Source organism: Bremerella sp. TYQ1, assembly GCF_020150455.1.
Taxonomy (GTDB): Bacteria; Planctomycetota; Planctomycetia; order Pirellulales; family Pirellulaceae; genus Bremerella; species Bremerella volcania_A.
On record NZ_CP083740.1, the window covers coordinates 2394535 to 2418774 of the forward strand.

22 protein-coding genes are annotated in these 24240 nt (G+C 52.9%); 14 read left to right on the top strand and 8 right to left on the bottom strand.

Features of this window, described 5'->3' with window-relative positions; all coding sequences use genetic code 11:
* Positions 1 to 27 precede the first annotated feature (27 nt).
* On the bottom strand, positions 28 to 783 hold the full coding sequence (locus LA756_RS09200) for an SDR family NAD(P)-dependent oxidoreductase (RefSeq protein WP_224439578.1): 756 nt from the start codon (positions 781 to 783) through the stop codon (positions 28 to 30).
* 532 nt (positions 784 to 1315) lie between these two features.
* Between LA756_RS09200 and LA756_RS09205 the strand changes: the two genes are divergently transcribed.
* The 6 genes from LA756_RS09205 (at position 1316) to LA756_RS09230 (ending at position 6320) form a co-directional block, all read left to right on the top strand.
* Positions 1316 to 2149, top strand: a complete 834-nt coding sequence (locus tag LA756_RS09205; protein WP_224439579.1) for a hypothetical protein — start codon at positions 1316 to 1318, stop codon at positions 2147 to 2149.
* Positions 2150 to 2168: 19 nt separating this feature from the next.
* Positions 2169 to 3386 (top strand): ABC transporter permease, encoded by a 1218-nt coding sequence (locus LA756_RS09210; protein ID WP_224439580.1) that lies wholly within the window; start codon positions 2169 to 2171, stop codon positions 3384 to 3386.
* 2 nt (positions 3387 to 3388) lie between these two features.
* Complete coding sequence (locus LA756_RS09215) at positions 3389 to 4084, top strand: ABC transporter ATP-binding protein (protein ID WP_224439581.1); 696 nt, start codon at positions 3389 to 3391, stop codon at positions 4082 to 4084.
* A 148-nt stretch (positions 4085 to 4232) separates the two neighbouring features.
* Positions 4233 to 4556: a metalloregulator ArsR/SmtB family transcription factor gene (locus LA756_RS09220; RefSeq protein ID WP_224439582.1), complete on the top strand. Its 324-nt coding sequence runs from the start codon at positions 4233 to 4235 to the stop codon at positions 4554 to 4556.
* Positions 4557 to 4871: 315 nt separating this feature from the next.
* A complete protein-coding gene (locus LA756_RS09225) occupies positions 4872 to 5756 on the top strand; it encodes a DUF1559 domain-containing protein (protein WP_224439583.1) in 885 nt (294 codons plus the stop codon).
* 165 nt (positions 5757 to 5921) lie between these two features.
* Positions 5922 to 6320, top strand: a complete 399-nt coding sequence (locus LA756_RS09230; RefSeq protein WP_224439584.1) for an Ig-like domain-containing protein — start codon at positions 5922 to 5924, stop codon at positions 6318 to 6320.
* 52 nt (positions 6321 to 6372) lie between these two features.
* Here the strand turns inward: LA756_RS09230 and LA756_RS09235 are convergent, their stop codons facing one another.
* A complete protein-coding gene (locus tag LA756_RS09235) occupies positions 6373 to 7569 on the bottom strand; it encodes a substrate-binding domain-containing protein (protein ID WP_224439585.1) in 1197 nt (398 codons plus the stop codon).
* A 212-nt stretch (positions 7570 to 7781) separates the two neighbouring features.
* The gene (locus LA756_RS09240; protein WP_224439586.1) at positions 7782 to 8699 is read right to left on the bottom strand and encodes a nuclease-related domain-containing protein; all 918 of its coding nucleotides are present in this window, start codon (positions 8697 to 8699) and stop codon (positions 7782 to 7784) included.
* A 333-nt stretch (positions 8700 to 9032) separates the two neighbouring features.
* Here LA756_RS09240 and LA756_RS09245 point away from each other — a divergent pair, with 333 nt between their 5' ends.
* A complete protein-coding gene (locus LA756_RS09245; protein ID WP_224439587.1) occupies positions 9033 to 9998 on the top strand; it encodes a toll/interleukin-1 receptor domain-containing protein in 966 nt (321 codons plus the stop codon).
* Positions 9999 to 10072: 74 nt separating this feature from the next.
* Here the strand turns inward: LA756_RS09245 and LA756_RS09250 are convergent, their stop codons facing one another.
* Both LA756_RS09250 and LA756_RS09255 read right to left on the bottom strand, forming a co-directional pair.
* Positions 10073 to 11320: a cytochrome-c peroxidase gene (locus tag LA756_RS09250; protein WP_224439588.1), complete on the bottom strand. Its 1248-nt coding sequence runs from the start codon at positions 11318 to 11320 to the stop codon at positions 10073 to 10075.
* Positions 11321 to 11748: 428 nt separating this feature from the next.
* The gene (locus tag LA756_RS09255; RefSeq protein WP_224439589.1) at positions 11749 to 12342 is read right to left on the bottom strand and encodes a peroxiredoxin; all 594 of its coding nucleotides are present in this window, start codon (positions 12340 to 12342) and stop codon (positions 11749 to 11751) included.
* A gap of 233 nt (positions 12343 to 12575) precedes the next feature.
* Here LA756_RS09255 and LA756_RS09260 point away from each other — a divergent pair, with 233 nt between their 5' ends.
* Positions 12576 to 13031, top strand: coding sequence for a hypothetical protein (locus tag LA756_RS09260; RefSeq protein WP_224439590.1), 456 nt, complete (start codon positions 12576 to 12578; stop codon positions 13029 to 13031).
* A gap of 7 nt (positions 13032 to 13038) precedes the next feature.
* On the opposite strand, the gene LA756_RS09265 is transcribed toward LA756_RS09260, so the two are convergent.
* Positions 13039 to 14157 (bottom strand): ADP-ribosylation factor-directed GTPase activating protein isoform b, encoded by a 1119-nt coding sequence (locus tag LA756_RS09265; RefSeq protein WP_224439591.1) that lies wholly within the window; start codon positions 14155 to 14157, stop codon positions 13039 to 13041.
* A gap of 276 nt (positions 14158 to 14433) precedes the next feature.
* Here LA756_RS09265 and LA756_RS09270 point away from each other — a divergent pair, with 276 nt between their 5' ends.
* From LA756_RS09270 to LA756_RS09285, 4 genes are all read left to right on the top strand, one after another.
* Positions 14434 to 15114, top strand: a complete 681-nt coding sequence (locus tag LA756_RS09270; protein WP_224439592.1) for a zinc metallopeptidase — start codon at positions 14434 to 14436, stop codon at positions 15112 to 15114.
* A gap of 330 nt (positions 15115 to 15444) precedes the next feature.
* Positions 15445 to 16563, top strand: a complete 1119-nt coding sequence (locus LA756_RS09275) for a leucine-rich repeat domain-containing protein (RefSeq protein WP_224439593.1) — start codon at positions 15445 to 15447, stop codon at positions 16561 to 16563.
* Positions 16564 to 16658: 95 nt separating this feature from the next.
* Positions 16659 to 17765, top strand: coding sequence for a leucine-rich repeat domain-containing protein (locus tag LA756_RS09280; protein WP_224439594.1), 1107 nt, complete (start codon positions 16659 to 16661; stop codon positions 17763 to 17765).
* Positions 17766 to 17775: 10 nt separating this feature from the next.
* Positions 17776 to 18261, top strand: coding sequence for an MEKHLA domain-containing protein (locus tag LA756_RS09285; protein WP_224439595.1), 486 nt, complete (start codon positions 17776 to 17778; stop codon positions 18259 to 18261).
* Here the strand turns inward: LA756_RS09285 and LA756_RS09290 are convergent.
* Both LA756_RS09290 and LA756_RS09295 read right to left on the bottom strand, forming a co-directional pair.
* Positions 18258 to 19580, bottom strand: a complete 1323-nt coding sequence (locus LA756_RS09290) for a polymer-forming cytoskeletal protein (protein WP_224439596.1) — start codon at positions 19578 to 19580, stop codon at positions 18258 to 18260. The genes LA756_RS09285 and LA756_RS09290 overlap by 4 nt on opposite strands.
* Positions 19581 to 19686: 106 nt before the next feature.
* Positions 19687 to 21243 carry a UxaA family hydrolase gene (locus LA756_RS09295; RefSeq protein ID WP_224439597.1) on the bottom strand — a complete coding sequence of 519 codons (1557 nt, stop codon included), beginning with the start codon at positions 21241 to 21243 and terminating at the stop codon, positions 19687 to 19689.
* A 147-nt stretch (positions 21244 to 21390) separates the two neighbouring features.
* Here LA756_RS09295 and LA756_RS09300 point away from each other — a divergent pair, with 147 nt between their 5' ends.
* Together LA756_RS09300 and LA756_RS09305 are read left to right on the top strand one after the other, a co-directional pair.
* The gene (locus LA756_RS09300) at positions 21391 to 22470 is read left to right on the top strand and encodes a leucine-rich repeat domain-containing protein (RefSeq protein WP_224439598.1); all 1080 of its coding nucleotides are present in this window, start codon (positions 21391 to 21393) and stop codon (positions 22468 to 22470) included.
* A 217-nt stretch (positions 22471 to 22687) separates the two neighbouring features.
* Entirely contained in the window at positions 22688 to 24085 is a 1398-nt protein-coding gene (locus LA756_RS09305; protein WP_224439599.1) for a leucine-rich repeat domain-containing protein, read from the top strand.
* Positions 24086 to 24240 lie beyond the last annotated feature (155 nt).

Consider the following 24240-nt stretch of genomic DNA (forward strand, 5'->3'; position numbering starts at 1 on the left):
CCTAATTCGACGTGTAAAAAGATTGCGTTACTTCAACCCACCGGAGGCAAGGATGACCTCACCGGTCAACCAGCCAGAGTCGTTCGACGCGAGGAATGCAACAACCTTGGCGATATCGTTAGGCGTGCCGATTCGTCCCAGCGGGGTCATCGAGACCAATCGCTTTTCGAGCTCGCTACTAACTCCGTAAAGCCCTGCAGTCTTGGTCCCTTGGCTGAGGGTCGCTCCAGGATTGACGGAGTTTACGCGAATCTTTCTCGGCGCTAATTCCTTGGCCAACACGCCAGTTACAGCATCGAGCCCAGCTTTGCTGGCAGCATAGATCGAGTATCCAGGCGGGTGCGAGCGTGATGCCCCAGAACCAATGTTAATGATGCTTCCGCCATCTGCCCCAAAGTGCTTGAGCGACTCGCGAATCACGAGCAGCGGTCCCAAGAGATTGACGTTCATCTGCCGATGAAATTCTTCCTCGGTAAACTCCGCGACCGACATCTCTTGGTATACGCCGGCATTGTTGACGAGGATATCGAGCCTGCCGAACGCTTCGGTCACCTGCTCAAATAATCGAATGACGTCCTGCTCCTTGGCAACATTTGCCTGAATGGCGATCGCCTGGCCTCCGGCCTTTTGAACTGCTCCAGCAACCGTTTCGGCACCAGTGCGATCCCTCGCATAGTTCACCACGACCGCCGCTTGGCGAGACGCGAGTTCCTTGACGATTCCTGCGCCGATCCCCTTGGATGCGCCCGTTACGACAGCGACTTTACCTTGCATGTGTGACATGAATTGTCCTCCCTTACCCCAGAGACACATCGGAAAAGAGACTGTGACGAGTGATCGAAGAATATTTCAATTGAAATGCCTCGGTGCCATGCCGTTGTCCTCGTCGGCATGTGAATTTCGGCTAGGTTTCAATCACATTCGCATGTTACTAACAGCGAGATTTTTATTCCGTTGTAAATCCCGCACGGCATGCCGACGATGACGACGGCCATGGCTCGCGCCTATCCCAACAGGGCGTTTCCATTCTAAGGTGGGGGCGTTCAATCTAACATGATTTATATCTTGGCCAGAGCCTCATACCTCACAGGATGGTGTGGCTGATTATTCTCGTTCCAGCATTCATCACTAGCACCTGCTGCGCTTCTGTTGCCGTTTTCTTGGGATTCCAAATTGTGCCTTAATTCGCATATGCGAATTGACGAATATAGCCTACAAGGCGTTCTCGCTGACGATCGTTTGTTGGCGTGCTTGTTTGTTGAGGAAGGATTGTGAACGGCCCAAAAGAATGGTCGTTCTGGAAAGGAGTTCCGCTATGTCACTAACGATGTTTCGTGCCCAATGGGGACCACTGACGTTATGTTTCGCAATTGCTTTTGGGGCTACGGTAAGTGCCGCTGACCAAGCTTCGAGTACCCCTTGGAATGCCAACGGCGGACCAGGAGTAAGCACTTTGGCAACGTCAGCCGATGCGGGACGTTTCTCGTACGTTTTATTCTGGCGTGACAACGATGTCGCCACACAGAAGTTCAACACGGCAATTCAGGAAGCCACCACGCAAATGAGTTCGCCGGTGAGCGTCGTGAGTGCTCAAGTGACCGATTCACGAAATGCCGACCTTGTGGAATTGTTCGGCGCCGATCGAGCCCCCCTGCCCCTTTTAATCGCGATCGCCCCCAACGGCGCAGTCACGAAAGCTTGGGTTAATCATGTCGAAGCCAATCAACTGCAAGAGGGAATTGTTAGCAATGGCACTGCTGCCTGCCTAAAGGCGATGCAAGAACAAAAGCTGTCGCTCATCTGCGTGTGCAATAGCCAGACAACACACAGCAGCAAAATTCGCAATGCTGCAAAAGCCTTTCTCGCGGACGAGCGATTTGGTGCCGCGACGGTAGTGATTGAGATCGATCCAGCCGATCAGCGCGAACGGGCGTTTCTGGGAAGCTTGCAAGTAAACCCAACCATCAGCGACGCTACGATGCTTCTCGTTTCGCCGGCAGGTCAAATGATCGGCAGCTTTGACGGTACTGCTACGGCAGCGCAAGTTGTTGCCAAGATCGAGGCCGCACAGCAAAGCTGTTGCCCCGGCGGCGTCTGCGGTCCGGAAGGTTGCTGCCCCGGCGGTGTTTGCCCACCTCAGGAAAAATAACGATCAAGGAGCCCAAGTTATGAATCTCCGTACGCTTGTATGGCGCGAATTGTTTGAACGAAAAAGCCAGATGGTCACCATCTTTTTGGGCATCTTCCTTGGCATTACGACCGTCGTCGCAATTCGCAACATTACCCATTATTCGGAAATGGCCGTTGCCAGAGAGCTGGACAGCTTAGGTGCGAACGTTTTGATTCTGCCTAAGTCGGTTTCACTGCAAGACTACTACGCTGCCGACATGCACGAGGAAGTTATCCCGGAAGAGTATGTCATGCGACTGACGATGTCAGACTTGCAAGGCGTCGATAACCTATCCCCTAAGCTCTGCGTTCCTGTTGACCTGGGAGGCCGCAACTATTCCTTCACCGGAATCTTGCCCAAAAGCGAATTCCAAGCCAAAGCAGCTTGGGCAGGAGCTGGCATCTTTTCGCGTCCCATCGGCTGTGGCGCCCTGGATCTGGGGACGGAACCAGAAGTAGACGACCAGAAAAGCCTTGTCCGAAAGCGAGTCATCAAAGACTTGGCCAAAGACGAAGTTCTTATCGGTGCCGATGTCGCCGAGCTTCAAGGTCTCACCGAAGGTGCGACGATCGACTTGCTCGGTGCCTCATTCCGAGTGATCGCAGTCCTGCCGGAAACTGGTACCGTCGACGATTCTCGCGTGTTCGCTCATCTGCACAAAGTACAGGACCTTGCCGGTAAAGGCCCCGTGGTCAATTGCATTGAAATCGTGGGCTGCTGCAAAGAGATCTCCTCGGGTCTCGTTGGTGAAGTCAATAAATTGTTGCCCGAGGCAAAGGTGGTGACCATCAAACAAATGGTCGACACGCAAGTCAAAGTGCATTACATGATGGAGCGGCTCTCCCAGGTCTTCGTGGCAATTATTGTTGTCGTCGGCGGCGCGGGGATCGCAAACTTCATGTTCGCCAACGTTTCGGAACGTCGCCGAGAAATCGGAACCTTGATGGCTATGGGGGCTCGCTCGCAGCTAATCCAGCGCATGTTCCTCGCCAAAGCGTTCTTACTTGGCCTCGCCGGAGGCATAGGAGGCTTTGCCATCGGTACCATCTTGGCGGTCACTATGGGGCCTCAACTTGCAGGTGTCGTTGTCCTGCCGATGCCATCGTTGTCCCTTTGGGCCGTCGGTATCTCGGTGGGGGTCGCGCTTGTGGCAAGCTATTTTCCTGCTCGCCGAGCTGCAATGCTCGACCCTGTCGCTACGTTTAGGGAGATCTGATCATGTTGTGTATGGAAAACGTCAGCAAAGATTACACACTACGGAAGCAGAAAGTTGCCGGCCTGGTCGATGCTTCGATCGAAATCAAGCAAGGCGATTTCGTCTCGCTTGTCGGCCCTAGCGGAAGCGGCAAGAGCACTTTGCTGCTCATGCTCGGAGGTATGCTCTCGCCGACGTCCGGACGTGTGGTGATCGATGGCAACTCCTTTTACGAAAGGAACGCCGACCAACGTGCCGCATTACGTCAGCAGTATATCGGTTATGTATTTCAGACATTTAATCTGGTGCCCTACCTAACGGCACTCGAGAACGTGCAGGTCCCGATGTTCCTGGCCGACATTCGCTTGTCTGAACAACAGACACGTGCCGAAGAGCTTCTTCACCGGGTTGGGCTCGGAGAACGAATGCATCACAAGCCGAGTGAACTGAGTGTCGGGCAACAGCAACGGGTTGCCCTGGCGCGGATGCTTGCGAACGATCCTGCTGTTATCCTTGCAGATGAACCGACGGGCAATCTCGATCCCGAAACGGCTGCTCAAGTGATCACGTTTTTCCAAGAGTTCAACGCCGAAGGGCGAACGATCGTCATGGTGACTCACGATCCCAAAGCAGCGGAACGAGCGAAAAGAATGATTCGGTTGACAAACGGTCGCCTGATCGGCGAATCGCTCTCGCCAAGCTCGCAGTGTATAGCATAAGATATCGGAAAACTTCGTATATCTATGCCTAGGTGCGGCAATGCCTGTTAAAACGAAATCTCGATCGTGCTCCCAGAAATGTGGTAAAGGGAGCACGGCAGCAACGCAATCATCGACAGCAGTTCTTTCCAATCATGGCATCGATGAAATGTTTCGTGCGTTTTCAGATCGCACGCGGCTACGCATTTTACACCTGCTTCTGCGAGGTGAAGTCTGCGTCGGAGATCTCGTCAATATCTTAGAACTTTCTCAGCCCCGCGTCTCGCAGCAACTTACTTGCCTACGCAACGCTGGCCTGGTCGTCGGCCGCAAGGAGGGTCTGTGGACGTTCTACTCGCTCACCAAACCTCAGACCCAGTTTCATAAACAACTGCTGAAATGCCTCAAGCTTTGTTTCTCGGAAGTCCCAGAACTTCAAGAGGACGAACGCCGAGCGGATGATCTAAGTCGCGAAGGCCGCTGCTGTCCCTAATCTAAACCAGCCCAACAGAAACACACCTGGGCTATCCCCCACGGTTCGGCTTCATCGCCTCTGCGCGGCTAACTGAGCGTTCTCTACCCCGACAAGTTTTTTTGCCGCGTATCTTATTGTCTTGTGATGGCTTGCGCTAAAAGTCACGAAGTTCATGCGCCAACTGCTGCCAGCAATTTCCCGCAATATCTTGCTAATTAAAGCGTCAAAACTAGATTAACCGCATATCCGGTTCGGTTGGCGTCCCCTGTCAGCTGCTCGGTACGACCACATCATGCAAATCGATTTATTTTCTATTTCCTAACGAGGTTGAATATGTCCGGTCGTCGTCATGCTGGTTTTACACTTGTGGAGCTGCTGGTGGTCATTGCGATCATTGGAGTTCTCATTGCATTGCTTCTGCCCGCGGTTCAGCAGGCACGCGAAGCTGCTCGCCGAATGCACTGCACCAACAACCTGAAGCAACTTGCATTGGCTTGTCACAATTATCACGACACCTACGGCAGCTTTCCTTCCGGTTGGATTGATGTCGGTGGCAACAATCTACATGCATGGGGCACGATGCTGCTGCCGTTCATCGAGCAGAACAATGTCTATGAAAATATGGCCCCAGATTTCGGCACCGCGAGGTCTGCCACTACGTCGGACAAAGCAGGCGCATCGATCGAAGCGTTTCATTGCCCTTCTTCGATTCTGGCTGATTTCAATGACGACGGCCTAGGTCGCTCGAACTATCAATGCAACAAAGGGGCGTTCTACAACGACGGAGACGACGGCGGCCCTTTTTGGCAAAACAGCGACTGCTCGTTCAAAGACATCACTGATGGAACAAGCAACTCGATTCTTCTGGGTGAAGGTGAAGGCCTGTCGACGACGAGTAGCGACAAGTTTCCGGTTTGGTCCCAACTGATGAGCAACGCAGGTTCCAATCGACAAAGCGTTCACTCGTTTGGGTATCTCGACATCTTCATCAACATCGATCTGGAAGGTGGAAAGTGCGAAGGTCAGTGTGCCGCTGGCTGGTCAAGTCGTCATCCTGGCGGTGCTCAGTTCGCGTTTGCGGATGGAAGTGTTCATATGGTGATGGAAACTCTAGACACGGGCACGCGGGACCATACCGATCCGAATGGTCCTGATGGAACGTGGCTCCAACTGATCGTTCGCAACGACGGACAAGTGATCGACGGCTCGAAGCTGTAAGCGTTGATCCGACGTCTTAAATTGTCGATTCCAAAACCATTCCTCTCCCACGCTCTCGCAGCATCGGCTTCAAGCTATGCAACGACTCGTTGGCTGAACCCTTTAAGCTTCAGCCAACGGTCGGCGTTGTTAGCGTGGGAATTCTTTTAAAGAGCCATCGCGATAATGTCATCGATTCCCTACAAAATGTTGCTCATCCTGTTCCTGCTTTCGCCACTGTGCGGATGCAGCCAGCCAGGCAATGTCGTTCCTGTCACCGGTACTGTTACCATTGACGGTCAACCGCCTGTCGGCGCCACCGTTAATTTCACACCAACCGAAGGTGAACAACGCACCACTTCACGCGGTACGATCGGCGAGGATGGTCGTTACGAGCTTCGCTTGACTTCGCAGCAAGACGGAGCACTAATTGGCAAGCACCTGGTTCAGATCCGTTTTGCTCCGACCGGCGACAACCCTCAGCAGATGAAAATCCCTCGCGAGTTTAATAAGAGATCGGAACTTTACGCCGAAGTCACATCGGATGGGGACAACACATTTAACTTCGAGCTCTCCTCGAAATAACGCATCCACTTACGTCTGAGCTGCCGGCGTTTGGTGCAAAGCATTTTCATGCTTAGCGATCGGTCCCCTGATTCGATCGATGCCGTTCTCGGTACTCCGAAGGGGTCATCTCGAGCATGCGGACCATCATACGACTCAGCGTCGAATAGTGAGTGAAGCCAATTTGTGTCGCAATTCGCTGCGTAGAAAGATCGGTCGTCTCGAGCAAATGCTTTGCCCGCTCGAGTCGCAGCTGCTGAATCATGTCCCCCATCGTTCGCCCTGTTGACCGCTTGAAATCAATTTCGAGGGTTCGCAGCGGTACGCTGACGGCATCGGAAATGTCCTGCAAACGGATACCTTCCAGCGCATGACGTTTGATGAAATCAATTGCGTGGTCAATATACGTTTCGAGCTCGGGAACACATTTCATCGTCGATCGCCGGACAGCGATATCGATGGCCGGGACTTCATAGAACATCTTGTCCAATTCGACTCCTCGCAAGATGCGATGCATGTGCTTCGCGGCCTGGTAACCGATCTGCTCGCGATCGACTCGCACGCTGGAAATAGGAGGGTCACTGATACGGATCACATCGGTATCACCCACCCCCAGAATGCCAAGCTGCTCCGGCACTTTTCGCCCTGTCTCTAAAGCCAACTTTAATACCGCCGCCGCAATCGAGTCATTGAGGCAAATGATCAGCGTTGGCTCGTCCAAACTATTCAGCAGCGAAAGGATAGCGTTGTACGAGACCTCGCAGTCAGGCTGGTCGTATCCAATACGCGGAATCGTATCGAGCTCGATGCTACGCAAAGGAATCTCGTACGCGGATAGTTCCTGCTCTAACATCCGACATCTCTGCCGAGAAATATCGTAGTCTATCTTGCCAATATAAGCGGCGAAGCGGTAGCCAGCGTCGGCAACATGCTGAGCGCTCAGTCGCGCGATCGAAATGTTTTCCGAACTAACACACGGAATACTTGTACCAAAGAAGTCGGCCGCGGTTGAAATGGCCGGCACCTCTCCCCGCTCCATCCACGCAACCGCCCCCGGCCCATTGGCTGCGTTGAGGATGACTCCGTCGACCTGTCCCTTCCAAGGAGGATCGCCCGCGTAAGCACGATCATTTTTCGAGAAGCGGAAATCACGTATCTGCAGCGCCGGCTCCTCTTCAATATAACGCAGCACGCCATCCATCAGCTGCCGAGCCGGCTCGGTCCACGTGGGCGCATGAAATCCTAAAACGAGTTTGGTTTGATTCGGCATGCAGATATGAAAGGGACGTGATTCACCAAATAGATCCGCCGCTGCCAATTATAAACCAAAGCGTTCGCAGAAAAGAGTTCCTCGCGGTCTTCCCACCAAATCGCGGACATCCCTCAACAGAAACCAGTTCGGCCGCCCCACTCAATTCGCAGCCACCTCTCGACACGCCATCGATCCCGCAAGCCAACATGCACCAAGCCATCCCCCAGCTACTACTGCAAGCCGGCCGATGATTCGTTCGTGGTGTTGATCGGGACGTCGCGGCAAAGTTGGTCTAGTTGGTGAGCGATTTGCTGGACTAACTGGGGCGAGAGAACGGTTCGTTTGTGAACGAAAAACCTGGCGGCATTGAACGGGTTGATAACGCAATACGTTGGCCGCCCTTTACGCCGGACGAACCAGCCTGGCAGTGCCAAGATCGGTTCGACTTCAATCGTTGTTCCCACTGCCTGCGACAACAACTTCGACAGCGACCTTTGACAGGTCTCCAGCTGTTTCGCATGGATAGGAACCTGGCGATCCGGGAAGCAAAGCATACCGGTGTTGTAGTCGACCCAAACTTCTTTCTTCCCCTCGGCGACGACTAACTCGCCGAGCATCTTCGTTTCGACCGCGAACACGCCACTATTGCTGATCACCACATGGTCGACGTTGCCATACTCGATCGGAACGTCATGAAAGACCCGACACCCATGCAGCATCAGTTGGTTCAACTCTTCCCCCACGGCTTGCTCGCCTTCCATGCCGAGCCTGGCATACCGGTATTTCGGATAGAGTTTCCAGATACGAAACCAGCAATAACCTTCCGAGATCAGGATCATAACAGTCCAAAGCAGCATGCGAGCCGTTGGATCGTTCGGCATGTCATCGAGCGTGAAGTAGGCCAACCCACCGTACAGTGGCATGATGCACGCGATGCAGCAAAACGCCATAAAGTCGCCATGCAGGTCCTCCGCCTTCTGCTGCAACGTGAAGCCCGGCGGTCGTAAGAGATGCCGAGTAAGCGGCGACTTGCGATGCGCGTGTCGACGTTTGGCGAAATAGATCACCGCAATTACCGCCGCAAACGCAAACACGAGAAACGCAGCAGGAATAAACATCCGGACGATTTGCGGAAGAGCGGCAAACAAAGAAAATCCCCTGGAACCCGATGACCGATTGACGAACGAGAATCGCAAATCTTATAGGGGTAGCACCACCGCCCGCAAGGGTTATCTTATAGAGGCGATCGTAAACACGAAATCTTCAACGTTTTTGTGACCTACGTATCGCCGCACCGATAATCTGGGTGCCATGCCGTCGTCTTCGTCGGCATGTGAATTCTAGATAGGTTTCAATCGCATTCTCATGCTGGTTGAAAGCGAGACGACGAGTTATTTCTTCCGTTGTGAATCGCGCAGGCATGCCGACGAAGACGACGGCATGGCACCCTAGGCCCTTTTACTATTGGTCGGAGAATAAATATGCCTGAAAAGAACATACTTTCAGCGGATCAAATCGTATTGGGAAAAGAAATAAGCTTAGACGAATGGCTACACTATCTAGACACTGACAAAAAAGTACGTGTATTCCCAAATAATTGTTTCCCGACTGCCCAGCATAAAAGTGAATATCTCTCGCGAGCCAATGACATTGATGAGTTGTCGATAAGAAGACTAGCTAGGCACTTCTTAAACAAAAGTGCGAACTATGGCGTCGACAGCGATCGTTTTCGTTACGTCGTACAGAATTATGACGTACATGCTTTTGAAAGAGACGATTTCAATTCAGAATTTGACCGGCGATCCGTACCAATAAATGGTCCACAATGGGAAGGCATAACTTGGATCCTTGACTTGCTTCCGAAAAACCCATTGGGAGCAATAAATTCACTTCGTTCGTACATGCAAGCGCATCTTCTGTACTTTACAGACCAAATGATTTACGGACACCATGACGTAATAGACATTATTAAAGCAAGGTACAAAATCGTGAATAGACTCTCCTGTTTCATTAGTTACGGTAGGCCAGACGAAGCATTTGCAAGTAGAATTTTTGATTCTCTTACCCAAAACGGTGTACAGACTTTTTTCTTCCCAACTCATGCAATGCCAGGTAAAAAGCTACACAAAGTTATGCGTGAGGGAGTCAATCAATATGATCGAATCATACTGATATGTTCTAAAGCTTCTTTGAATCGTCTAGGTGTACTCAATGAGCTTTCAGAGACTTTACAGCGTGAGGCTCGCGATGGCGGTAAAGATTATCTGATCCCCATCAGATTAGATGATTACGTATTTACCGACTGGGCACCTGACGATCCACAACTTGCTCAGGCAGTCCGAGATCGGGTTGTCGCCGATTTTTCCAAAGCATCAGGCGACGAAGAACAGTATGAAGTCGCTTTGAAAAACTTAATAGTTGCGTTAGAACAACCATTTACCAGTTAACAATCTGCCCACAAAAAAAGGCTCGAACGAATTTCGTTCGAGCCTTTCTGCGTTTTACTGGTTAGCGGAAAACGTTACTGTGGCAGACGGCCCGGTTCGATTTCTGGGAAGTCGCCGGTTACGGCTTTCATGAAGTTGACCAAGTCCTTTTTGTCTTGCTCGGTCAGGTTCAGCTTTTTCATCTTGTCGCTGAGGTAAGGATTGGGGTGGCCACCTTTGGCGTACCACTCGACTACTTCCTCCAGCGTCTTTTGGCTGCCGTCGTGCATGTACGGAGCGGTTTGCGTGATGTTGCGGATGGTGGGTGTCTTGAAGGCGCCCTTATCCTTTTCCTGCTTCGTCACTTCGTAGCGGCCCAAGTCGGGCGTTTCTGAATCCATGCCGACGCCCAAGTTGTGGTACAGCTCGTCGGTGAAGTTAGCGCCCGCGTGGCAGGCAGTACAGTTGCCCTTTTCGCTGAAGAAGATCTCGCGACCGCGGCGGGCACTTTCCGACATGCCGGCGGCGTTCTTTTTCGCTTCGGCGTACTTCTTGTAAAGCTCAGGATCGTCTTCTTCGAGGTACTCCAGTTCATCAGCGGGGAACTGCTTCTCGAAGCTGCGAACGACTTCGTAATAATCGTACGGAGCCGGACCGGTGACGATGGCTCGCTCGAACGTGGCAATCGCTTTGCCGACGTTGTCGATGTTGACGCCGTCGCCGAAGATCTTCTCGAACTGAACTTTGTAGCCAGGAATGTCGCTGAGCGTCTTCACACAGACATCGTGCGTGTTGGACATCTCGATCGGGTTTGCGATCGGCCCAACGGCTTGCTCTTCCAGCGTCGCGGCACGGCCATCCCAGAACTGGGCGGCACTAAGAATTCGATTGAACGAGACCGGCGAGTTGCGATTGCCTTCCTGTCCATCGACCCCAATGCCGAACTGCGACTCGAATGCCCAACCGAATTGCGGGGCATGGCAACTGGCACAGCTGATGGTACTGTCGGATGAAAGACGTGGATCGAAATAGAGCTGACGCCCGAGCTCGATCTTGGCTCGCGTCATCGGGTTTTCATCCAGCCCGGTGATTTGCCCCGACGCGGCGTTGAGCCCGTACGGCAGTTCGACGTCGAGCGTTTCATGGTTGGCAGGATCGGCCAGCCACGCGTTGATTTCTTGCAGCTTCAAAGGACCTTCCCCAGGAATGCCGGCAGTGAGTGCGGGATCGCCCAGGGTCACGGTGTTGGATTTTTGGCTGTCTGCTTTTTCTGCAGCGATAGCGCTGCCGGTCAACATCAGCGAAGCAGCGGCAATGGCCACGGCCAGGCAAGTCGATTTCATGGTGTTGAGTTCTCCGTTGCTTTTCATAACAACGCCAGGCAGATGGTGCCCCAGTGAATGCCGATGGCACTTGGTAACATGGCTGGGAAAAATCCTGGCGAGCCTGAAACCCCTTCGCAGAATTTTGAAGGGGCGATTGAAAGGTGGGTGAAGGACCGATCGACGTGTGGGAAGCGTCGGAACGTCTACTTCCATTATGGCAGAAAGTCCGCCGATGGTGAAATCGGTTCGGACATTTTCATGTGAAATTCAATGCGGGCAACCGCACCCGCCTCTTGAGGGATTAATTATACGCTTTTATGCGCGAAGTCTTCAAGATTTTTTGTACAAGCGTAGGCGAAAATCAGGGAAATATGCATGCGATATGCACGAAAAAAGCCCCGAGCAAGGGCTCGGGGCTTTTAATTATTTTGCCTTGGCGTCCAGGCTTAGCTGGAGTATTCGGCTTCGAAGAATTCCTTCGAGGCGTCTGGCGAGGCCTTGATACTGCGAGCGCCTTCCTTCCAGTTGGCGGGGCAAACTTCGCCGTTGACTTCAAAGAACTGCAGGGCCTGAACCATGCGGAGGGCTTCCTCAACGCTACGACCCAGCGGCAGATCGTTGACGACCTGATGACGAACGGTGCCTTCCTTGTCGATAAGGAACAGCCCACGCAGAGCGATGCCGCCAGGGAGCAGAACGTCGTAGTTCTTAGCGATGCTCTTGTCCAAGTCAGCAACCAGCGGGTACTTGATTTCGCCGATACCACCTTGGCTGCGAGGCGTTTGACGCCATGCCAGGTGCGAGAAATGACTGTCGATCGAGCAGCCGAGAACTTGCACATTCAACTGCTTGAAGCTTTCGATAGCCTCGGAAAATGCGATGATTTCGGTTGGGCAAACGAAGGTGAAGTCGAGCGGGTAGAAGAATAGAAGGACGTACTGGCCTTTGTAGTCGGACAGATTAATCTTCTTGAACGAACCATCTTCCATTACCGCTTCGGCGGAAAAATCCGGAGCTGGCTGTTGAACTAAAACACTCATCAAACTCTCCCTGGTGTTGGGGTACTACTGAAATTATGGTAGCTGGAGAACCGGATTTAATCGGGACCAAGGTCCATAGTGCCAGTTTCCTGACCACCTCGCAAGGGGCAGTTGGCGATCGGTCCTCACGCGTCACGATGTGGGAGAAAAAGCCGCCTGCAGGCGATCCGTCCGCAGAGACTTCCGGTGACTTGGAATCCATTATTCGCATTCCCAATCAATAGGCAATACCCATGGCCAAATATTTTTCCATAGGCATTTTACTCACCAGTATCGCCACCCTAGCGGGCTGTTCTGCGGCAGCTCATCCGCTGGAAGGAACCTGGCAAGGGACCATCTATGTCTCTGGTCCGGTCAGCAATGAAGCCCTCGCCGAGGGGCCGAAAACCTCGCAAAACGAGGGAAAAACGGACGTCGCCTTGCTGACGCTCAAGTTCTTAGAAGGCAACGAATTGCGACTTCAAACGGAACCCATCAAGTCGCAGAGCATCCTCGCCCCGGCAGAGAAATCGGGGCCATATGTCATTGTTGAAGAACTACAGGACCAACTTACCATCGACCTTCAAGACGGCGATCAGACGCGGCAATTTCTGCTGCGGTTTACCAGCGACAACACACTGACAATTACAGAAGTGAACGGCAACGCAAGGCTGCTTCCCGTTCGCATGACGCGTGTCGACGAGCTATAGAAAACACCTAGTTGACCGAGTATTCGCGTGGCCCATAAACGCGTTCGCGGTAGAGGACCAAACCGTGGGCTGCGTGGTACAACGCCCCGCATTCGAGTGAGACCTGTTCGGTTCGCTCAAACACTTCGCACTGATAAGAAGCGGCCCGGCGAACCCATTCCTCTTTCAGCTGCTCGTCGTCAAGTGCGATCGAAAGGAACTCGAGCGTGTGCCCAGTCGTGCCGAGATTTTCAGCCAAATCCGGCGAACTGCCAGGACGCTGAAAGTAGTTCACGCTGAGGGCGCCATTCGGATTTTGATACTGGCGAGCCGTGGTAATACTCTCCTGAATCAGTGCTTCGGCATCAGCCCAAGGGCCTTCGATTGGCAGGCCCGACTGCTTGCGACGCTTCAGTGCCATCGCCAATCCAATCAGCCGATGCGTCCCGCCACATGCCCCGTTATCGAGCCCTTGCTCGACTTCAATTTGAACCAGGTCGGCAATGCTCCACTGCTTTCCGCTCGAGTCGGTCCATGTGTGATCCGTCGGGAAATACTTGGTCAAACCGATCAGCGTCCAACTGAATTCTCGTAGGTGATTCCGCGAGGTGTCCAGCTGAACCTGCTGCACGAAATTGGTCATCGTGAACGTGTCTGGACCGACCTGAAACGTCGCTTCCGGCGGGACATCGCATTGCGAGAGAATCGCCAACCATTGATCGTAGTGCCCCTGCCCTGCCCTGGTGCCCGGTTCGGTAACGGCACGCATGCCGAAGTTCTCAGGCTCCCCTTCTTTGGTCGTCAGCTTGTTGCCCCGTTGAATGGTCCAGCCATTCATCTTGCCACCTTCAGCGAGGTAATCGACCACTGGAATCGGTTCGCCTTCATGCGTGACAGGAAACGCCCGACCATAGGCCAAACTGCCATGCAGAATCTGCCAGGCGGCGTGATCTTGCGTATTCAGATGACGATGCTTCAGTGTGAAGTCGAGTACTTTATCAATTCGTTCGCGCAGCTTTTCAGGCTCAATTTTCTCGGCAGCAGAAATCGGCTTTGCGTCCGGAGAGATCTCTGGCGGCAAAGGGCGACAGCTGGTCAGCGAGAGCAGACAAAGAAAGCCCAAGAAACGCTTAAATACAGGCGACATAGAGACAATTCAGGGGTGAAAAACGCGAATTACAGGCAAACGAGGCAAGACTATCTACTTTAACTCAGAATAGGTGCCAACGAATGGGGTTTCGCGGGATTTAGCGAAGATCGGGGTTAGGTTTTTAAAAGAAATAGCCCTCCCGCATTTGGGCCGTATAATTGTGCGATGGTCCGAAGTTTGCAATGTCATTGTTGTGGCAAATTTCGCCTGCCAAAATTGCAGTAATCGGCACCACCTGCCGAAATGCACAGTCCACTTTTGGAGTGATAAACCGTGTTCATATTTGACTTTCGATACCTGCTGTTCATTGCCCCGGCAATCATCTTAGGGATGATTGCTCAGCTTTGGCTACGGTCGGCGTACGCCAAGGCGATGAAGCAAGCCGCTCCGCTTTCCGGTGCCGCGGCAGCACGTCACATCTTAGACTCGGCCGGATTGCAAAATGTTGCCATCGAACGTGTCGCTGGACACTTGTCCGATCATTACGATCCGCGAGCGAAAGTGCTTCGATTGAGCCCTGAAGTTTACGCCGAACGTACTGCCGCGTCTGTCGGTATCGCCGCTCACGAAGCTGGCCACGCGATCCAGGATGCTCGCAACTACTACCCGCTGATTATTCGCAACATGGCCGTTCCAGCGGCTCAATTCGGCGGTAATTTCAGCTTCATCCTGCTGTTCGCCGGTTTGTTGCTGACATTCAAACCACTGATCTGGGCAGGGATTGCGTTGTTCAGCTGCGTCGTGTTTTTCCAGCTGATCAATCTGCCGGTTGAATTCGATGCGAGCAGCCGAGCTCGTGGTATTTTAATCGACATGAACATCGTTCCGCGCGATGAAATGCCGGCCGTTCGAGGCGTTTTGAATGCTGCCGCACTGACATATGTCGCCGGAACTTTACAGTCGGTCATGACGCTGATGTATTACTTGATGCTTGCATCCGGACGTCGCGACTAACGTCTGACGACTGCCAACTTGCGAAGGGCGATCTCCCCCAAAGATCGCCCTTTCCTTTTTCGAATGATACGTAAGCACCCACGAAACTTTCACCCCCAGGAAATGGATGCCCGACGCGAATTACAACTCCGGCGATCCTCCCCCGCTGTGGCTATACGTAGGCGGTTTTTTGCTCTTCTTGGTGCTGATCTTTGCCCTCCGTAGCTGTTAATGCACCCTAGCTTTACCTTCTTCTTATCGATGGTTCGTTTGTCGCTTTTCTAAGCCAAATTGCGTAGGATGGCAGAAGCTATGCACCGCCCGTCTCCTGGTTGCTCGCAAGGTTTCGCGATGAAATTTGGCAAATTTGCTTCTTCCTATTCGAAGATCAGCGTCTGCCTATTGGCAGTGCTGGCGATCTCTACTTGTGCCGCTGCCGACGATCGCCGGTACGAGTCGCCCGAGATTCGCGAAGCGGTGCTTCACCTGCGAGACAACGGGGCACGCGTCTATTTCAAGATGCCGCAGAATGGCGTTCGTGGAGTTCCCGACGACACGCCTCGGCCGATTCCGTATACGGTGAACTTGTTTGCCATGAAAGCGACCGACGAGAACCTCGCGGCGTTGTTAGTCCTTCCGCAAGTTGAACGCCTCTATCTTTCGCAAGAGTTCGAGCGTTCGGAAAAGTCGTGGAAGATCCTTTCGCAATTCGGCGAACTCGAACACTTGTACATCATGGACAACCTCACCAACGAGGACATGCAGTACATTGCCGAGTTCACGAATCTTCAGTCTCTCGAAGTTCGTATTGGCGGTGTTGATTCCGAATACCTGTGGTACCTGGAAACGCTAACTAATCTGCAGCGACTTTCAATCCACGTTGACGGCGACGATACGGCCTCGTTTCAGTCCCTTCCCAATTTGCCGAAGCTTTCGCAGTTGCTCTTAAACCTCAGGGGCAAAAACGAGGTTGAACTGGATGGAATCGAAAACCTCACACAGCTGAAGACTCTGAACATCAATTCGCGGGAAGTGCAAGGGAAAGAACTGCAAGGCCTCGCCAAAATTCCTCAATTGGAAATGCTGACGATCTCGAACGCAAAGTTTGCCGACGGCGAGCTTGAGATGTTCCGTAAGATGACCGACCTGAAGTCGTTGAACCTGACTAACAGCAAACTGGCATCGGACGATCTGACGCCTCTGGCCGATCTTGCCAATCTTGAGCGGCTGCAAATCTACAACACGGAAATCTCTGACGAGTCGCTTCATTCTTTGGTGGAGTTACCGAAACTAAACTACTTATACATCCGTGGCTCTCCGATCTCGGATGAAGGCCTAAAGCACTTAGCCGAGATCTCTAAGCTGCAGCGAGTCTATCTGTACAGCACCGACATTACCGACGAGGGAGTGAAATGGCTAAAAGAGAAACGCCCTGACATGAAGGTCTCAGCCCCAATCAAGAAGGGCTAATTTGCTTAGTTTTTCTCGCACTGTGGACAAACTCCGCATAAGATGAAAACTCCTTCCCGCCCCGGGTTGATCTTGTGTTCCCCAAGGATCCGGCGATGACTTGTCTGAAAAAATTTCTGTCGTGCTTCGTAGTTCTGCTTAGCTTGCTGCTGTGCCAGGCCAACACTTACGGTGACGGAACGAAGTACGAATCTCCCGAAATCGGCAAAGCGATTGAATTCCTTCGCTCGAAGGGCGCCACTGTCAGCTTCTATTCGTCACGGTTCTTCCAGTTAGGTAATCCACAGTCCAAGCCAGACCCTATCTCGTACAGCATCAACATTCATTCATTGAAGCCAACGCCAGAAAACCTGGCCCCACTGCTGGTCATCCCTAAGGTCGATCGCCTGTCGCTGAGTCCAAGTTTTAAACGAGACCAATCGGCGTGGAATACGCTGATCCAAATGAGCGAACTAGAGACGCTCACGATCTCGGGCCATGTCCAAGAGTTTGATCTGCGAAATATCGCTCAGTTCACAAACCTTCGCAATCTGACGTTGCGGTCCGACAACTTAACGCCGGAGGATCTTTGGTACCTGGAAGAGCTGGCCGAGCTGCAGCATCTGTCACTGACGGTTCCTGGCAATCCCGAACTTTATTTTGAGTATCTTGCTCGATTGCCCAAGCTCAACAGCCTTTCCCTACGGACTCAAACTGGCAGCACATTTACGCTGACAGGCATCGCCCAGTTGCCGAATCTGGAAACGCTGAGCATCGACTCACAAGAAATTAAAGACAGCGACCTGTCTGAAGTGGGCGAATTGAAACAGCTGACTTCACTCAGCTTCATGCGTTCGTACTTCAGCAAGTCAGACATGGAACTCTTCCACAATTTGGACCAGGTAACTTACTTGAATCTGTACCACTGCCACTTCGGCAAGAATTCTTTCGAGAACCTTTCCGGTATGAAGTCGCTCGAACGTGTGCAACTCTCTCGCAATGAGGTTTCCGACACGATACTCGAACCTCTGGGCAAGCTTCCGCAGCTGCACTACCTTTACATCAGTAACTGCCCGATTACCGACGCTGGGCTCAAGCATTTGAGCAACGCCCGCTCGCTCGGCACGTTGCAACTGAACGTTACCAAGGTCACCGAAGAAGGTGTGCAAGCTCTGCAGAAAGCACGCCCCACGACGCGGATTATCGCCCCGATTAGGAAGTGAGAGAAGTCGAGTGCCTCAAGATCCCAACGCCTCGTCGCCATGGCTTGAGCACCATTGGCCGGCGCATCTACAGATTCTTCTCGACTCGTTTCAGAAACTTCTCGGCCGAGAGCTTGTCCCGCGCACTGGCAGTCCGCAGGAAGATGCCAAACATGTTTTCGAGGCTCCCTTTGTCGTCGTTTCTCATACGGCGGCGACCGATCCGATCCTTAACTTCGGCAACCAGACGGCGCTCAACTTGTGGAAGATCGATATCGCGACACTCCTTCGCACACCCTCGCGGATGACGGCCGAACCGATGCATCGTGACGAACGCGCTCAGCTTCTCGAGCGTACGACGCGTGACGGATATGTCGACGATTACCAAGGCATTCGCATCGCTACGACCGGCCGTCGATTCCGTATCGAACAGGCCATCGTCTGGAATCTTCACGATGCCGAACAACAGTACGTCGGACAGGCAGCGACATTCGATCAGTGGACCTATCTCGACTAGCTTGATGCGGGCTTAGGCGAGTTGTTCGACGTTTCCGGCGACGCACCAAAAAGCCCCTGCATCGTCCACAAAAATATTCCACCGAAAGCAAATAAGATGGCAGCAACCGCGACGCCAACGCTAAGGTAAGGAACGCACGTGAGAACGACGTAAAAGACCAAGCCAAACGCCAATGCAAGGATCTGCCGGCCCCGCGAAGCAATGGGATGATCCGAAAAAACGATGCGTCCCAATGTGATGCTCGTTATCGCCGCAGCTCCGAACACAAAGAAGTACAGCAAGCTACCGACATACAACACAGCCCCGAAGCTGGCAATCATCGCGCCGGCAACCGCCAAACCATCGAGTGTCAACCAACCAAACGCCATGGGTACGGCAACGATCAGCGCCGCTACGACACCTAACGCGATGACCGAAAGCGGGACCGCGAGAACACCGGCCAAAAAGCTAAGCACTGGACGCTGGACAATCTGATCGACAGTACCACCGCTCGTTGCCGGACAGCAAATAACCATCAAGATGCCCATCACCAGCAATGTTGCATATCGCTTGAGCTGTGCCCAAAAATAGTGTGTGTTTTCCTTGGGACCTGACTGCGGTGGCTTTTCTGGCTTGATCCATTCGATCGGCCCGGCGACGCTCGCCCCCTTTTCGATAACGACTTCATCCGGCGAATGATACGTCAGCTTTCCTTCTACGCGAGCATTGTCAGAAATAATCAGCCCTGGTTTGACAACGGGCATGCGGATCAACTGCTTCTCTTGCCAATAGTCGCCAGGAGCAGGCCCATTTTCCTTCGACGAATTAACGGTAATGCTAAGTTCGCGGCCGATCGTTCCCTCGACCAATGCTCGATTCACGGCAGCCCAGACATCTTCCTCAATAGCTCCATTGAGCACCGTTTGAAAGCCGGCATAGACAACATCTCCCTCGACGACCGCTCCTTTATCAATTTCAAGCGAGTACCCTGCCGCGACAAGATCTCTCTCCAGCTTCGCCCCAGCGCCGACTTTTGCCGTCTGACATGCAACCCGGCAAGTACGTCCGCAGTTTCCTTCAAGCAAGATCTCTTGGCCAGCGGCGATAACGCCTCCCTCGACCGTTCCGGTGACATGGAGCTGCTGTGAATAAACGACCAGGTCACCACGTACGGTACCGTCGACTTTGACCGATTGAGCGAAGATATAAACGTCGCCCTCCCAGGTTTCATCGGCGTTGATCGTCACCGTTTGACCACTGAGGAACTCAGCTGCCATGGCGTGGCTGTTAACTCCGAAGCAGGCAAACGCTCCAAGCAAGAGAATGGGTAAGCAGCGCACCAGTCGGTTCTCCAGGAAATTTCAGCGGACGATACGAAACAGCGAACGGTCCCTATCGCATCGTAAATAAGGCATCCAGCGAATGCAAAAGAGTTACCCGATTTGACTAGAGCGTCGGTCCCACGAGCCATGGGACAAACTCTTCGTCACCAATGCCATGCTGCTCGCTCTTGGTTTTCTTTCCGCTAGCGACGGCCAGAATCTCGTCGAAGATGCGTTCGCCGGCAGAAACGATCGATTCCCCTTCGAGAATCGTACCGGCATTGATGTCCATGTCGTCTGCCATGCGATGATACATGGGCGAATTGGTCGCGATCTTGATCGATGGCGTGGGCTTACAGCCAAAGCAACTTCCCCGCCCTGTCGTGAAGCAAACGATGTTGGCTCCGCCAGCCACCATACCGGTGACGCTCGCAGGGTCGTACCCTGGGGTATCCATGAAAACCAGGCCCTTCGATTCGACCGGTTCGGCATACTGAACCACATCGGTCAACGCAGTACTTCCCGCTTTAGCTACTGCTCCGAGTGATTTCTCGGCAATTGTTGTCAGACCGCCTGCTTTATTGCCGGGGGATGGATTGTTGTCCAGCTCGGCCCCGAACATGGCGACGTACTTCTTCCACCAATCAATCCGGTCCATCAACTTTGCCGCCACTTGGGGTGAAACGGCTCTCCGCGTCAGCAGATGTTCGGCTCCATAAACTTCCGAGGTTTCACTCAGGATGGCCCTTCCTCCGCACGCGACAATTCGATCACTGGCGATCCCTAACGCAGGATTCGCCGTGACGCCTGAGTTGCCGTCGCTCCCTCCACATTCCAATCCCACCGATAAATGGCTCGCCGAAACAGTCTGCCGTTCAATCGCATTGACTTGCGGAAGCATTCTTCGCACTTGCTCGACGCCAGCTTCGACAGTGCGTAGTGTACCTCCTTGATCTTGCATCGAAAGAACGAGCGGCCCTGGTCGACCTTCGTGACCGACGCCATCGATCTGCACGAGGTTTTGCTGCTGAAGCAAATAGCCCATCGAACCGGTTTCACAACCCAGCCCTACGAGAAGGAAACCACCCACGTTTGGATGTCGCGCGATGCCGGCCATCAATCGATTGAGAGTCGTGTGGGCATCGCCACCAAATTGCATTCCGCAACCGGCGTTGTGCTTCAACGCGATCACGCCGTCAACGTTTTGATATCGCTCAAGCTCCTCCCTGGAAATCCGCTCCGCAATGTACTTCGCAACACTCGCCGAACAATTCACCGTACTGATGACCGCAAGATAGTTGCGTGTTCCGACTTTTCCGTTGGGCCGCAAATATCCCTCAAACGTCCGATCATGAATCGCCTGCGGCGGCTCGGGAATGGCGGAGCATGGAGCCTCTTCCGACGCCACTTCAACCATAGCTAGATTATGGGAATGGACATGTTGTCCTGGCCGAATGTCCTGGACTGCCTGACCGATGATTTGCCCATACTTGGTGATCGGTTCGCCCTGCTTAATTTCCTTCAAGGCAACCTTATGACCGAATGGAATTGCATCGACGGTGGCCACCTCGCCGTTGGGGGTCACAAGCGTTATCCCTTGGCGAATTCCATCTCTAGCGACGGCGACATTGTCGAAAGAGTCCAGAATGACGAGTTGGGATGAAATTTTCTCGTCAATCATTTCGAGTGCCCTATAATTGAAGTCCGTTAAGCCTTCCGTGAATGGCGGCGTTATTCAGGGGATTCTCAGCTATTTTGGCTGACTCCTGCAAGATGCCGTCCACTCTCCCTCATCAGGATGACGCAAGTCGCTTGTAAGGAAACCTGGATGATTTCTCCTTCCAATATGCTTCGCTGGGCCCTGTTTGTCGTTTTGGTGGCAGCTGCCGTTCCAACGTGGGCGATCGCAGACGAACGTGATTACGAGTCTCCCGAGATTCGTCGAGCGATCCAGTTGCTGGAGAAAAATGGTGCGCACGTTCAGTTTTACCAAAACTACGACGAGCAAACCTCTTACTACGTCAATCTTTACGCCACCAAAGCATCGCCTGAAAACTTGCAATCTTTGCTCGTTTTGCCACGCGTAGAGCGTCTTTGGCTGGGGGCAAACTTCGAGCTCAGCCCCGTCACGTGGAGCACGATCACACAGCTCGGCGAGCTGCAGCATCTTCATATTTTCGGAGCTCCGACCGATGCGGACCTAATGCAAGTGGCTCATTTATCGAATCTCGTTTCGCTTCAGATGGGCGGGAACAACTTCACTCCAGCCGGCCTCTGGTACTTGGAGGAACTAACGGAGCTGGAACAACTTACGTTGAAAATAGACGGTAATTGCGAGCCTTATTTTGGATACCTAAGCCGGCTGCCGAAGCTTAGCCAGCTTACGATTTACGATCCGGACTCGAAGGATGTCTCGCTGAATGGCATCGAGAACTTTACCCATTTGCAAACGCTGTCGATTCGCTTTGGCAATATACCTGGCAGTTCACTGCGGACGATTCCGCAGCTTCCGAGCCTCAAAGCGCTGACATTGACCAATGTCTCCTTCCAATCAGCCGACATGGATATCTTCCGTAAGCTCAAGCGACTAGAGCACTTGAACCTTCAGCATTGTGAGTTTCCTTCGAGTAATTTCACCGCGTTTGAAGGACTCGAAAAAGTCCAGCACCTGACTATTTCTCATTCAAATTTGATCGACGACGCGATGACGACACTCGGTAAACTGCCGTCGCTCAACTATCTGTACTTGAATTTGACGCCGATCACTGATGTCGGACTGAAAAATCTCCGGGGTGCTAATGGTCTAGAGACACTTCACTTACGCAGTACGGATGTGACCCAGGAAGGCGTCGACTGGATTTCCGAAGAACTCCCCAATCTTCGCGTGATTGCCCCGCTCAACAATTGAGCGAATAGTTACAGACGGATTTGATATTAGCGGTATTTGAATTCGCGTTGCGACCTTAACGATTGTGCGGGTTGTGCGAATTCTGCTAAATACGTGGCTTCCGATATTGAAAGTTCCCCGCTTCTGGCGTTCAATAATCAGTACGTCAGGGGCAAGCAAGGACGGAACGTATCGGGAGTCGCAGCGGCGATTTTCCCGACAATCAGGAGGGTATTCCATGCGGCGCGGGGCTTTCTTACTTATTGCGAGCGCGATTTTTCTGAGTCAGGCCGACGGTCTAGACGCACAGCCTCCGGTTGCCTTCCCTCCTGTTCCCATTGATGTTGGTGGTCCAGTCGACCCCGAACTGGAACGCATCGTTGCAACGCTGGAACAAAGCGGTTGCCTGTTCGGTTACGGCGCCTCGTTGTCTGACGAGATCGTCAATTGGCCAGAATATGGTTGCATCCGTGTCGATGGTGCCAAAATGAAGGATGACCACTGGGACCTTCTGTTGCAGCTCCCTTCGGTCAAACTCCTTTCGCTTCACAACACGCCTCCGGAAGGCAACGTCCGCAATTGCTTGCGGCAGATGTCTCAGCTCGCCGAACTTCAGCTGCACAACAGCTTGGACGACAGCGGCATGTCGACCGTGGCGGAACTGCCGAGCCTGGAAGCAATTCGTATTGCCGAAACCAAAGTCTCTGACCACGGCATCTGGTACCTCGAAGAACTCCGAAACTTGAAGCATATCGAACTGGAAGAACTGCCGGTTACTCGACAGAGCTTTCATTACCTGAAGCAGTTGCCGAAGCTCAACACGCTGACGGTCTTAGATGCTGATTTGACGGGTCCTTGGTATTTGCAGAAAGGGGATTTCCCCAGCCTCGGCAAGCTTTCCCTTCAGGGGGAAAAGGTAGACGACGAAGTTGCAGGCCAGGTTGCTCAACTGAAGAGTCTTGCTGAGGTTTGCTTCGAGCGTTCCAAGATCACGATGGATGGACTTGCTCAATTGGCTGGGATGCCAAACATCGAGCATCTTTCCGTGGCAAAATCGTCTCTCGAAGATGCTCCCTGCCCTATGCAAAACTCGGCCTTGAAACTTCGAATGCTCGATGTAAACCACACCGACGCCGGCGACCAGTTTTTGGCTTCGCTCGAATTCTTCCCATCGTTGGAAGAACTCGATCTGTCTGACACAAGCGTAACCGACGAAGGGATTGCCCAAATTAAGTCGCTGAAGTCGCTCCAAACCCTTCGCTTGAACAACACGAACGTTACAAGCACCGGAATTGCCGCGATCGCCTCGCTTCCTAGTCTTCGCGAGATCCACTTGCACGGAACCAAGCTGAACTCTGATTCGTTGGATCACCTCGTCGGTGTTAAGTCGCTGGAATGGATTGATCTGAGCAACACGAACGTTAGCGGCGAAAAGCTCTTGAAATTAGCGGACCTGCCCAACCTGCGTGGCATTGCACTGTTCAACACACCTATCAGCAGCAGCGATCTTCCTTACCTGCGCAAATTGTCCCACGTCGACGAGGTGTACGTGGACGGCAGCCAACTGTCGATTGCGGAACAGCAGCAACTTCGAGAATTTTACGCGACCGCAAAGTCTTCGAGATTATCGCGTTAGCCGCTTCGCGTTGGCGAGACAAAGCGAATAATCGGCATAACATACGATTCAACCGATTCTGCCAATAGTGTGCTAACCGCTGGAACACCGCACACTTCCGCAGAGGGGATCTGTCGGCATATATTTCGTGCGAAAACCCCGACGCTGGCAAAGTC